Here is a 13,656-nt window from a genome sequence, read left to right on the forward strand (position 1 = left end):
ATGAACGACTCCACCGCACCGATCGACGACCCCCAGGCCGAGGGCGCGGCCGAATCGGACCTGGAGGACGTCTACCCGCTGTCCTCGCTCCAGGAGGGCCTGCTCTTCCACTCCCTGTACGACGACCAGGCCCGTGACGTCTACGTCGTCCAGTCCCACCTGGACCTCGCGGGCCCGCTCGCCACGCCCCGCCTGGCCGCCGCCCTGGACGCCCTGCTCACCCGCCACGCCAACCTGCGGGCCGGCTTCTGGTACGAGGACCCGGAGGCCGTGGTCCAGTTCGTCCAGCGCACCGTGGACACCCCGCTGCGCGAGGTCGACCTGACCGCGCTCGACGGCGGGGCCCAGGAGACGGCCGTCCTCGCGGCCATGGACGAGGACTGGCACCGCCGCTTCGACCTGGACACGCCGCCGCTGCTGCGCCTCGCCCTGCTGCGCCTGGGCGACGGCCGCTCCCGGCTCGTGCTGACCTGCCACCACCTGCTGCTCGACGGCTGGTCCATGCCGATCGTCTTCCGCGAGCTGCTCGCCCTGTACGGCTCCGCCGGTGACCTCTCGGTGCTGCCGGCCGTCCGCCCCTACAAGGACCACCTGGCGCTGCTGGCCACGCGGGACACCGCCGCCGCCGAGGCCGCCTGGAGCGCGGCGCTGGCCGGTTTCGAGCAGGCCCACCCGGTGGCGCCCGGCGCCGTCGCGGCCACCGCCGTGGAGCCGGGCCTGGTCACCCGCTACGCCGACGCCGAGCTGTCGGGGCGGATCGCCGCCGCGGCCCGCGGGCGCGGCCTGACCCTCGGCAACGTCGCCCACACCCTGTGGGGCGTCCTGGTCGGCTCCCTCACCGGGACCACCGACGTCGTGTTCGGCACCACCGTCTCCGGCCGCCCCGACGACCTGCCGGGCGCCGAGTCGATGGTCGGCCTGTTCATCAACACCGTGCCGGTGCGCGTCCGGCTCGACCCCGGCGCGACCCTGGCCGGCGCCGCCGCCGCGGTGCAGCGCGAGCAGGCCGAGCTGCTGGCCCACCAGCACCTGGGCCTGGGCGCGATCCAGCGCCGCAGCGCGGTCGAGGGCGACCTCTTCGACACCCTGCTCGTGGTGGAGAACTACCAGGGCGGCGGTGACGCGCTGCGCGAGAACCTGGGCGGTACGGACGGTCTCGCCATCACCGCCCTCGGGGCCCGCGACGCCACGCACTACCCGCTCGGCGTCACCGTGCTGCCCGGCGCCGAGCTGCGCGTCGAGCTGGAGTACCGGCCCGACCTGTTCGAGCAGGCCCGGGCCGAGCGGCTCACGGACCGCTTCCTCGCGCTGCTGACCGCCTTCGCCGACGACCCCGACCTCCCGCTCGCCCGGCTCGACCTGCTGGACGACGCCGAGCACGCCGCCCTGGACGCCACCGTGGCCGGCCGTCCGGCCGACGCGGACGCCGCCCCGGTCACCGAGCTGCTCACCGCCCTCGCCGGGCGCACCCCCGACACCGTGGCCCTGGTGGGCCCGGCCCTGTCGGGCGGCACCGCCTCCCTGACCTTCGCCGAACTGTCCGAGCGGGCCGACCGGCTGGCCCGGCTGCTGATCGGCCGCGGCCTCGGCGCCGAGCGGGTCGCCGCGCTCGCCCTGCCGCGCTCCGCCGACTCCGTCGTCGCCATCCTGGCCGTGCTCCGGGCCGGCGGCGCCTACCTGCCGCTCGACCTGGACCACCCGGACGAGCGCCTCGCCGTGCTCCTCGACGACGTGCGTCCGGCCGTGGTCCTGACCACCCGCGAGGTGGCCGGCCGGCTGCCCGTGGCACCCGGCACCGCCACCCTGCTGCTGGACGACCCGGCCGTCGCCGACGCCCTGGCCGCGCTGCCCGGCGGCCCGCTCGGCGACGCCGAGCGCGGCGGGCCCGTCGACCCCGCCCAGGCCGCGTACGTCATCCACACCTCCGGCTCCACCGGCCGCCCCAAGGGTGTCGTCGTCCCGCACGCCGCGCTCGCCAACCTCGCCCACGACCACCTGACCGGCGCCTTCGCCGAGGCCGCCGACGGCCGGCGGCTGCGCGCTCTGAGCGTCGCCTCCTTCTCCTTCGACTCCTCCTGGGACCAGCTGCTCTGGCTGCTCGGCGGCCACGAGCTGCACGTCCTCGGCGACGCCGAGCGGCGCGACGCGGAGACCGTGGTCGGCTACGCCCGCGAGCAGCGGATCGACGTCCTCGACCTGACGCCCACCCACGCCCAGCAGCTGCTGGACTGCGGCCTGCTCGACGGCGGCCACCGCCCCTCCGTGCTCCTGCTCGGCGGCGAGGCCCTGCCGCAGCCGCTGTGGAGCCGGCTGCGCGCCACCCCCGGCCTGCGCGCCCTCAACTACTACGGCCCCACCGAGTTCACCGTCGACGCGCTCCTCGCCGACCTCGCCGACAGCGACACCCCGAGCGTCGGGCGCCCGCTGGCCGGCGGTCGCGCCTACGTGCTGGACGCGCTGCTGCGGCACGTCCCGGCCGGTTCCCCCGGCGAGCTGTACCTGGCCGGCGTCCAGCTGGCCCGCGGCTACCTGGACCGCCCAGGCCCGACCGCCGAGCGCTTCCTCGCCGACCCGTACGGTGCGCCCGGCACCCGGATGTACCGCACCGGCGACCTGGTGCGCCGCCGCCCCGACGGCACCCTCGACTACCTGGGCCGGGTGGACGACCAGATCAAGATCCGCGGCTACCGGATCGAGCTCGGCGAGATCGAGGCCGTGCTCGCCGAGCAGCCCGGCGTCGCCCACAGCGCGGTGCTGGTGCGCTCCGGCGCCGTCGACCGCGTGGTCGCCTACGTGGTGCCCGCCGCGGGCGCGAGCCTGGACACCACCGCCCTGCACGAGGCCGTCTCGGCCCGCCTGCCCGAGTACATGGTCCCCTCGGCGTTCGCCGTCCTGGACGCGCTGCCGCTGACCGTCAACGGCAAGCTCGACCGCAAGGCCCTGCCCGACGACGCCCTCGACTACGCCGGCGGGTCCGCCGGCCGGGCCGCCGAGACCGAGACCGAGCAACTCCTCTGCGAGCTGTACGCCGAGGTCCTGGGCCTGCCCGCGACCGGCGCCGAGGACGACTTCTTCCGCCTCGGCGGCGACTCCATCTCCTCGATCCGCCTGATCGGCGCCGCCCGCGCCGAGGGCCTCTCGCTCAGCCCCCGCGACGTCTTCGAGGGCCGCACCCCCGCCACGCTGGCCGCCCTGGCCGACGCGCGCGGCGCCGCCGCCGAGGCCCCCGCGCTGCCCGAGCTGCCGGCCTCCACCGAGGCCGAGCTCGCCGCCGTCCGCGCCGTCGCGCCCAAGCTGGAGATCGAGGAGATCTGGCCGGTCTCCCCGCTCCAGGAGGGCCTGCTCTTCGAGGCCGGCTACGACGACCAGGCCCTGGACGTCTACACCTCCCGCGACCTCGTCACGCTGACCCGCCGGGTGCCGCTGGAGGTGCTGCGGTCCGCGGTCGCCGCCGTGCTGGAGCGCCACCCCAACCTGCGGGCCGGCTTCCTGCAGGACGCGCCCGGACGCCCGGTGCAGTTCGTGCCGCGCGTCGTCGACGTGCCGCTCACCGAGACCGACCTCTCCGCCCTGACCCCGGCCGAGTTCGAGGCCGAGCTCGGCCGGCTGACCGAGCGCGAGGCCGCCACCCGGTTCGACCTGGCGGCCCCGCCGCTGCTGCGCCTGGTGTCGGTGCTCGCCCCGGGCGGCGGCCAGCGCATCCTGATCACCAACCACGCCCTGCTCTGGGACGGCTGGTCGGCCGGCCTGTTCCTCCAGGAGCTGCTGATCGGCTGCGCGGGCGAGAGCGCCCCCGAGCTCGGCCTGCCCTACCGGGACTTCCTGCGCTGGCTGGCCGCCCAGGACGCCGAGCAGGGCCGGACGGCCTGGCGCGAGGCCCTGGCGGACCTCGCCGAGCCCACGCTGCTGGCGCCGCAGGCCCGCGAGCGGGCCGCGCTGCTCCCGCAGGAGGTCACCGCGGGGATATCCGCCGAGCTGACCGCCCGGATCGCGGCCTTCGCCCGCGAGCGCGGCCTGACCCTCAACACCGTGCTCTCCGGCGCCTGGGGCCTGCTGCTGTCCGGCCTGACCGCCCGCGAGGACGTGGTGTTCGGGGCGACCGTCTCCGGCCGCCCGGCCGAACTGGCCGGCATCGACGCCACCATCGGCATGTTCCTCAACACGGTGCCGGTCCGGGCCCGGCTGGACGGCGCCGAGAGCGTCGCCGGCTTCCTCACCCGCCTCCAGGCGGAGCAGACCACCCTGCTGGCGCACCACCAGATCGGGCTCGGCGAGATCCAGCGCGGCACCGGCTTCGGCCGGCTCTTCGACACCCTCCAGGTGCTCCGCAACACGCCCGCCGACCAGGGCGTCCGGGACCGCATCCGGGAGAGCCTCGGCGTGCAGGACGTCGTCGACGTCGACGCCACGCACTTCCCGCTGATCTTCATCACCAACCCGGGCGAGGCCCTTTCCTTCGAGTGGAAGTTCCGCCCGGACGTCTTCGAGCGCGCCACCGTCGAGGCGCACGCCGAACGCCTGGTCGCCCTGCTCCACCAGATCGTCGACCACCCGGACCGCCCGGTCCGCGCGCTGGACGTGCTGACGTCGGGTGAGCGGGGGCTGTTGGGGGAGTGGGCGGCGACGGGTCGTGAGTTGCCGTCGGCTTCGGTGGCGGATCTGCTGGCGGAGCGTGCGGTGTCGGTGCCGGACGAGGTGGCGCTGGTGTTCGGTGCGTCCTCGTGGACGTACGCGGAGCTGGATGCGCGGGTGAACCGGCTGGCGCGGTTGTTCGTGGCGCGGGGTGCCGGTCCGGAGCAGGTGGTGGCGCTGGGGCTGCCGCGTTCGCTGGAGATGGTGGCGTCGCTGTTCGCGGTGCTGCGCAGCGGTGCGGCGTACCTGCCGCTGGAGCTGGACTACCCGGTCGAGCGGCTGGCCTTCATGGTCGAGGACACCGCCCCGGCCTGCCTGATCACCGACTCCACCGCCGCCGCCCTGATGCCGGCCCACGACAACACCGTGCTGCTCGACGCCGAGGACGTCCGCGCCGAGCTGGCCGGCCTCTCCGCCGAGCCGTACCGGGCGCCCTACGACCCGGACGCGGCCGCGTACGTGATCTTCACCTCGGGTTCCACCGGCCGTCCGAAGGGTGTCGTGACGCCGTACCGGGGTCTGACCAACATGCAGTTGAACCACCGGCAGGAGATCTTCGACCCGGTGGTGGCCTCGGCCGGCGGCCGGCGTCTGCGGATCGCCCACACGGTGTCGTTCTCCTTCGACATGTCGTGGGAGGAGCTGCTCTGGCTGGTCGAGGGCCACGAGGTGCACGTCCTGGACGAGGCCCTGCGCCGCGACACCCAGCGCCTGGCCGACTACTGCGCCGAGCAGGCCGTCGACGTCATCAACGTCACCCCCTCCTACGCCCAGGCCCTGGTGGAGTGCGGCCTGCTGGACGAGGGCAGGCACCGCCCGGTGCTGGTCCTGCTCGGCGGCGAGGCGGTGGCCGAGACCCTCTGGTCGAAGCTGCGCGACACCCCCGGCGTCCTCGGCTACAACCTGTACGGCCCGACCGAGTACACCATCAACACCCTGGGCGGCGGCACGCTCGACTCCGCGACCGCCACGGTGGGCCGGCCGATCTGGAACACCGTCGCGCACGTCCTGGACACCCACCTGCGGCCCGTCCCGGTCGGTGTGCCGGGTGAGCTGTACGTCTCCGGCGTGGGCCTGGCCCGCGGCTACCTGAAGCGCCCCGGTCTGACGGCGGAGCGGTTCGTCGCGGACCCGTTCGGCGAGCCGGGCGGGCGGATGTACCGCACCGGTGACGTGGTGCGCTGGCGGGCCGACGGCCTGCTGGACTTCCTGGGCCGGGCGGACGACCAGGTGAAGATCCGCGGCTACCGGGTCGAGCCCGGTGAGATCGAGGACGCCCTCGCGGCCCACGAGGACGTCGCCCAGGCGGCCGTGGTGGTCCGTGAGGACACCCCCGGCGTCAAGCGCCTCGCCGCCTACCTCGTGCCGGCCGGCGCCGGCGTCGACGTCGCCGAGGTGCGCAACGGCCTCGCCCAGCGCCTGCCCGAGTACATGGTCCCGTCGGCGTTCGTCGTCCTCGACGCGCTGCCGCTGACCGTCAACGGCAAGCTCGACCGCAACGCCCTGCCCGTCCCCGACACCACCTCCGCCGGCCGCGCCCCCCGCGACGCCCGCGAGGAGATCCTCTGCGGCGCCTTCGGCGAGGTGCTCGGCCTCAACGAGGTCGGTCCCGAGGACCACTTCTTCGACCTCGGCGGCCACTCGCTGCTCGCCACCCGCCTGGTCACCCGGATCCGCACCCTGCTGGGCGGCCGGCTGACGGTCCGCGACCTCTTCGAGGCGCCCACCCCGGCGGGTCTGGCCCACCGGGCCGGCGGCGACGGCGAGCAGCGCCCGGCCCTCGGCCGCCGCGAGCGGCCGCAGGACCTGCCGCTCTCGCACGCCCAGCGCCGGATGTGGTTCCTGCAGAACCTCGACGGCTCCGGTGCGACCTACAACGTGCCGCTGGTCGTCCGGGTCACCGGCGCCCTCGACACCGACGCCCTGCGCGCCGCCGTCCGCTCGGTGACCGAGCGCCACGAGAGCCTGCGCACCGTCTTCACCGAGCGCGACGGCTCCGTCTACCAGCACGTCCTGGACGCCCCCGCCCTCGCGGACGCCGTCCACGTCGTGCGCTCCGGCGAGCAGACCCTGGCCGCCGACGTCGAGGCCGCCGTCCGCCACGGCTTCGACCTCTCGGCGGAGGCGCCGCTGCGCGTCACCCTGCTGGAGATCGCCCCCGGTGACCACGCCGTGGTCCTGCTCTTCCACCACATCGCGGGCGACGAGTGGTCGATGCTCCCCTTCATCGACGACCTGACGGCCGCGTACACGGCGCACGTCGCCGGGACCTCCCCGGCCTGGTCGCCGCTGCCGGTCCAGTACGCCGACTACACCCTCTGGCAGCAGGAGCTGCTCGGCGCCGCCGACGACCCGCAGAGCCAGCACAGCCGCCAGGTCGCCTACTGGCGCGAGGCGCTCGCCGGGCTGCCCGAGGAACTGCCGCTGCCGACCGACCACCCGCGCGTGCCGGTGGCCGGCTACCGCGGCGACACCGTGTACGCCCAGGTGCCGCCCGCCGTCTACCGCGGGCTCCGGGAGGCCGCCCGGGCGACCGGCACCACCACCTTCATGGTGCTCCAGGCCGCCGTGGCGACCCTGCTGCACCGTCTCGGCGCCGGCACCGACATCCCGCTCGGCGCCCCGGTCGCGGGCCGCTCCGACGCCGGGCTCGACGCCCTGGTCGGGTTCTTCGTCAACACCCTGGTCCTGCGCAACGACCTTTCCGGCGACCCGACCTTCGCGGACCTGCTGGGCCGCACCCGGGACACCGACCTGGCCGCCTTCGCCCACCAGGACCTGCCCTTCGACCGGCTGGTCGAGGCGGTCAACCCGCCGCGCGTGCCCGGCCGTCACCCGCTCTTCCAGGTGATGCTCGGCTACCAGCACAACGACGGCCAGGGCGGCCGGCTGCTCGGCCTGGAGAGCCGCATCCTGCCGTTCGAGCTGGGCGCCGCGAAGTTCGAACTCGACTTCAACTTCGAGGAGACCTCCTCGACGGAGGAGATCGACATCGCCTTCGAGTACGCCACCGACCTCTACGAGCGGGCCACCGCCGAGGGACTGGTCGAGCGCCTGCTCGCCGTCCTGGAGCAGGTCGCGGCCGACCCGCACCGCCGCATCGGCGCGCTGGACGTGCTGACGTCGGGTGAGCGGGGGTTGCTGGGGGAGTGGGCGGCGACGGGTCGTGAGTTGCCGTCGGCTTCGGTGGCGGATCTGCTGGCGGAGCGTGCGGTGTCGGTGCCGGACGAGGTGGCGCTGGTGTTCGGTGCGTCCTCGTGGACGTACGCGGAGCTGGATGCGCGGGTGAACCGGCTGGCGCGGTTGTTCGTGGCGCGGGGTGCCGGTCCGGAGCAGGTGGTGGCGCTGGGGCTGCCGCGTTCGCTGGAGATGGTGGCGTCGCTGTTCGCGGTGCTGCGCAGCGGTGCGGCGTACCTGCCGCTGGAGCTGGACTACCCGGTGGACCGGCTGGCCTTCATGGTCGAGGACACCGCCCCGGTCTGCCTGGTGACCAGCTCCGCCGCCGTGGACCGGATGCCCGAGGCGCCCGGCGTCGAGCGCCTGCTGCTGGACTCCCCGGAGACCGAGGCCGAGCTCGCCGCCCTTCCGGCGACCCCGCTCGGCCTCACCGTCGACATGGACTCCGCCGCGTACGTGATCTTCACCTCGGGTTCCACCGGGCGTCCGAAGGGTGTCGTGACGCCGTACCGGGGTCTGACCAACATGCAGTTGAACCACCGGCAGGAGATCTTCGACCCGGTGGTGGCCTCGGCCGGCGGCCGGCGTCTGCGGATCGCCCACACGGTGTCGTTCTCCTTCGACATGTCGTGGGAGGAGCTGCTCTGGCTGGTCGAGGGCCACGAGGTGCACGTCCTGGACGAGGCCCTGCGCCGCGACGCCGAGGCCCTCGCGGCCTACTGCGCCGAGCACGCGGTGGACGTCATCAACGTGACGCCGTCGTACGCCCAGGCGCTCGTGGACCGGGGACTCCTGGACGAGGGCCGGCACCGCCCGGTGCTGGTCCTGCTCGGTGGCGAAGCGGTGGCCGAGACCCTCTGGTCGAAGCTGCGCGACACCCCCGGCGTGATGGGCTACAACCTGTACGGTCCGACCGAGTACACCATCAACACCCTGGGCGGCGGCACGCTCGACTCCGCCAGCGCCACGGTGGGCCGGCCGATCTGGAACACCGTCGCGCACGTCCTGGACGGCCACCTGCGGCCCGTCCCGGTCGGTGTGCCGGGTGAGCTGTACGTCTCCGGCGTGGGCCTGGCCCGCGGCTACCTGAAGCGCCCCGGTCTGACGGCGGAGCGGTTCGTCGCGGACCCGTTCGGCGAGCCGGGCGGGCGGATGTACCGCACCGGTGACGTGGTGCGCTGGCGGGCCGACGGCCTGCTGGACTTCCTGGGCCGGGCGGACGACCAGGTGAAGATCCGCGGCTACCGGGTCGAGCCCGGTGAGATCGAGGACGCCCTCGCGGCCCACGAGGACGTCGCCCAGGCGGCGGTGGTGGTCCGTGAGGACACCCCCGGTGTGAAGCGCCTCGCTGCCTACCTGGTGCCAGGTGAGGGTACCCTTATCGAGGCCACCGAGATCCGGCGTATGCTGGCGTCCCGGCTGCCCGAGTACATGGTGCCGTCGGCGTTCGTCGTCCTCGACGCGCTGCCGCTGACCGTCAACGGCAAGCTCGACCGCAAGGCCCTGCCGGAGCCCGGTGCCGAGGACTACACGTCGTCGGGATCGCAGCGCGAACCCCGGTACCCGAGCGAGAAGGCGGTGCACACGGCGTTCGCACAGGTGCTCGGCATGCCCGCGCTCGGCATCGACGAGAACTTCTTCGACCTCGGCGGCCACTCTCTGCTCGCGATGTCGCTGCTCCAGCGGCTGCGTGCCGAGTTCGAGGGTCACATCGGTCTGGCCGACCTGCTCGCCAGGCCGACCGTCGCGGCCCTGGCCGACTTCCTGGTGGACCGGCTGGTCCACGACGCCCTCGGAGCGGAACCGGGTGACGGTACCGCCTGCTCCGGCTGACCGCCCCCTCCCCTTCCCACGACTCACTAGGAGAACCAGATGAGCGCCACCAACCCCTTCGAGGACGACGACGCCCGCTACCTCGTGCTCGTCAACGAGGAGAACCAGCACTCCCTGTGGCCCGCGTTCGCCGAGGTCCCGGCCGGCTGGACCACCGTCCACGGCGAGGACACCCGCCAGGCGTGCACCGAGTACATCGACGCCAACTGGACGGACCTGCGTCCGGCGAGCCTGATAGCCCGGACCGAGGCCGCGGCCTCCTGACCGCCCCGGGAGGGGACGGCCGCGTGCCGTCCCCTCCCGTCCCGCTTCCCCCCGCAGACACCCGACGGATGGCCATCGCGTGAGCACCCATCAGCCAGAACCCGCCGCCGGCCCGTCCGACGGCCTGACCGCCGAGCAACTCGCCGACGAGGAACTGGAGCCCGGTGCCCTCTCGGCCGAACGCCGCCGCCGGGCCCGGGCCCTGCTCCGGGGCTCTCTGAAGCCCCACCGGGTCACGGTGGCCGCCGCCATGACCGCCGCGGCGATCCGCCAGCTCGCCCTGCTCGCCGTGCCCTGGTGCGTCCAGAAGGCGCTCGACGAGGGCCTGGAGAAGCACGACAGCGGCGCCCTGATGAGCTGGGCCGGCGCCACCGCGCTCGCCGCCCTCGTCCAGTTCGCCGGCCTCTACGGCTGGCAGTACTGGGCCGGCTACGCCGACGCCAAGGTCGGCGCCGACCTGCGCGCCCGCCTCCTGCACCACCTCTCCGGCCTGGACCGGGCCGCCCTCGCCTCGCGCGGCCACGGCGACCTCGCCATGCGCGCCACCCGCGACACCGACCTCGTCCGCGAGTGGGTGCACGGCCTGGCCGTCTGGGTCGTCCTCGGTGTCACCTTCCTCACCGTGCTGCCCCTCATCGCGGCGCTCGACCTCAGCCTGCTGCTGGTCACCCTCGGCACCCTGCCCTTCCTGGTCTGGGTCAACCTGCACTTCCCGCGCCGCTTCGCCGCGGCCAGCGGCGAGCTCGCCAAGGCCCACGGCGACCGCGCCGACGCCGTCGCCGACCTGCTCCAGATCGGCACCGGCCTGCGCGGCACCGGCGGCCACCGCCCGCTGGTCCACCGGCATCACGGCGCCAGCGCCGAGGTCACCGAACGGACGGTCATCGCCGCCCGCATCGAGGCCAGCTGGGCCGCCGTCGGGCCGTTCGTCCCCCGCCTCGCCGTCGCCGCCGGCGTCGGCTTCGGCGGACTCGCCGTCCTCGACGGCCGGCTGACCATCGGCGGACTCACCGCCTTCACCAGTTGGATGGCCATCGTCACCCTCGCCACCCGCGTCCTGGTCGACCGCCTCCTGGAGCGCGGCCAGGCCGACGTCGCCGCCGCCCGCATCGACGAGGCCCTCTCCATCCGCCCCGTCGTCGCCGAGCCGCCCGCCGGGAAGGCCCTCGACCTGCCGGAGCACGGCACCCTGGCGTTCACCGGCGTCACCGCCGTCCGGGACGGCCGCACCGTCCTCGGGCCGGTCGACCTCACCGTCCGGCACGGCGAGTTCGTCGCCGTCTCCGGGGCCACCGGATCCGGCAAGAGCACGCTGCTGCGCCTCGCCGTCCGCCTCGACGACCCCGACGGCGGCACCGTCGCCTACGGCGGCACCGACCTGCGCGAGGCCCGCCTCGACCAGGTCCGCGAGCGCATCTCCTACGTCGCCCAGCGGCCGGTGCTGCTCTCCGGCACCGTCGCCGACAACCTGCGGCTCGGCCGCGACATCGACCCGGAGACCCTGTACGAGGCGTGCCGCACCGCCGGCATCCACGACCAGCTGACCGCCATGCCCGACGGCTACGAGACCGAACTCGGCGAGGGCGGCACCGCCCTGTCCGGCGGCCAGGTCCAGCGCCTGGCCATCGCCCGCGCCCTGCTCGGCGACCCCGCCGTCCTGCTGCTGGACGACTCCACGTCGGCGCTGGACACCACCACCGAGAAGATCGTCCTCGACCGGCTGCGCACCTGGGCCGGCCAGGACCGCACCGTCCTGTTCGCCACCCACCGCACCGCCGTCCTGGACACCGCCGACCGCGTCGTGACCCTGGAGTCCCCGCGCGGCAGCGCCCCGGACGAGGACGGCGCCACCCCGGAAGGCCCCGCCGCCGTGACCACCCCGGACGCCATGGAGGTGGCTCGTGGCTGAACAGCCCCTGCTCAAGGACGAGGCCGACGAGCGCGCGGTGCTCCGCCGCGCCTGGCCCTACCTGCGCCCGCACCGCGGCCGCCTCGGCATCGCCCTCGGCGTCGGCCTGGCGGACTCCGCCGCGCTGGTCGCCGTCGCCCCGCTCATCGGCCTGGCCGCCCGCTCCCTGCTCGACCGCGACCGTGGCGGCCTCGGCCTCGCCGTCGCCCTGCTGGCCGGGCTCGGCCTCGCCCAGCTGGTGCTGGCCCGGGTCGGCGAACTGCTGCTGATCAAGGGCGGCGAGGACGTCGTCCGCACCCTGCGCGAGCAGGCGGTGGAGAACCTGGCCACCGCCCCCCTGCGCTTCCTGGAGACCCACCGCAGCGGGGAACTCCTGCGCCGGGCCACCGGCGAGGTCGCCGCGCTCGCCGCGTTCGTCCGCATGCACCTGCGCAACCTGGTCTCCTCGGTGGCCACCCTGGCCTTCACCCTGGTGCTGCTGGCGAGCTACTCGTGGCTGCTGCTGCTCGTCCAGATCGCCGTGTTCCTGCCGCTGACCCTGCTGGTGACCCGCTGGTTCCAGCGCGACGCCGCCTCCGCGTTCGGCGGCAAGGCGACCGCCGAGGCGACGGTCGCCGCCACCTTCTCCGAGACGCTGACCGCCCGGGAGGCCCTCCAGACCTCCCGCGGCCTGGCGGGCTGGACGAAGCGCTTCGACCGCGAGAACCGGCACGCGGTGCACGCCGCCCGCCGCGCCCTGCGGGTGGAGAACCGGATCGACCTGGTCAGCCTGATCGAGGGCGTCGCCCTCGTGGTGCTGCTGATGGTCGGCGGCTGGATGGTCACCCGGGACACCGCGAGCGTCGTCACCGTGGTGGTCTTCGTCGTCGCCAGCCGCAACCTGTTCGACTCCTTCGCCGACATCTCCCAGCTCGTCGGCGAGGTGCAGACCGCCCGCACCGGCCTCGCCCGGCTGCTGGACCTGCTGGCCGCCACCACCCCGGACCGCCGCCCCGCCCGGGCGGAGGGCCTGGCCACCCGCGGCGACCTGCGCTGCACCGCCGTCGAGTTCGGCTACCGCGCCGAGGGCCTGGACCTCCACGGCCTGACGCTGGACTTCCCGCAGGGCAGCCGCACCGGCGTCGTCGGCGAGACCGGCTCCGGCAAGACCACGCTCTCCAAGCTGCTCTGCGGCCTCTACCGGCCCGACGGCGGCTCGGTGACCTTCGCCGGCACCGACCTCACCGACATCCCGGAGGAGCAGCTGCGCCGCCGGATCGTCCTGGTGCCGCAGGAGGTCCGCCTGGTCTCCGGCACCATCGCCGACAACCTCGCCCTGGTCCAGGGCGAGCCCGACCGGGCGCGCATCGAGCGGACCGTGGACGAACTGGGCCTGCGGGAGTGGCTGGAGGACCTGCCCGGCGGCCTGGACGCCGAGGTGGGCCAGCGCGGCGGCAATCTCTCGGCGGGGGAGCGCCAGATCCTGGGCGTGGTCCGGGCGGTCCTGGCGGACCCGGCGGTCCTGGTCCTCGACGAGGCGACCGCGGACATCGACCCGGTGACCGCCGCCCGCCTGGAGCACGCGCTCGACGAACTGCGCTCCGACTGCACCCTGGTGGTGATCGCCCACCGGCCGGCCACCATCGCCCGACTGCCCCGGGTGGTCCGGTTGGACGGCGGTCGCCTGACGGGTGACGAAACGGCAGGTGGGAGCGTCGAATCCGGTACCCCGACTGGTCTCGGAGTTCGAGGTTAGGCTAACCTAATCAAATGATCGCCCCGTGCCGCCGTCCCGGCTCCCCCCGGAACGGCGGCACGGGCCTGTCCGGGCCTGCAGACACCTCGACGGAATGGGCTGACCG

General features: G+C 74.6%; 4 protein-coding genes. All 4 read left to right on the forward strand.

All coding sequences use genetic code 11. From position 1 onward, the window contains the following. The 4 genes from ABZY91_RS15040 to ABZY91_RS15055 all read left to right on the forward strand — a co-directional run bounded on the left by ABZY91_RS15040 (position 1) and on the right by ABZY91_RS15055 (position 13,550). Positions 1-9,642: an amino acid adenylation domain-containing protein gene (locus ABZY91_RS15040; RefSeq protein WP_355402564.1), complete on the forward strand. Its 9,642-nt coding sequence runs from the start codon at positions 1-3 to the stop codon at positions 9,640-9,642. A 39-nt stretch (positions 9,643-9,681) separates the two neighbouring features. Further along, positions 9,682-9,906 carry an MbtH family protein gene (locus ABZY91_RS15045; protein ID WP_329882490.1) on the forward strand — a complete coding sequence of 75 codons (225 nt, stop codon included), beginning with the start codon at positions 9,682-9,684 and terminating at the stop codon, positions 9,904-9,906. A 79-nt stretch (positions 9,907-9,985) separates the two neighbouring features. Then, positions 9,986-11,815, forward strand: coding sequence for an ABC transporter ATP-binding protein (locus tag ABZY91_RS15050; protein ID WP_355402567.1), 1,830 nt, complete (start codon positions 9,986-9,988; stop codon positions 11,813-11,815). Further along, positions 11,808-13,550: an ABC transporter ATP-binding protein gene (locus tag ABZY91_RS15055; protein ID WP_355402569.1), complete on the forward strand. Its 1,743-nt coding sequence runs from the start codon at positions 11,808-11,810 to the stop codon at positions 13,548-13,550. Before ABZY91_RS15050 ends, ABZY91_RS15055 begins: the two co-directional genes overlap by 8 nt. Positions 13,551-13,656 lie beyond the last annotated feature (106 nt).

It is taken from the genome of Kitasatospora sp. NPDC002965 (assembly GCF_040611255.1).
Classification (GTDB): domain Bacteria; phylum Actinomycetota; class Actinomycetes; order Streptomycetales; family Streptomycetaceae; genus Kitasatospora.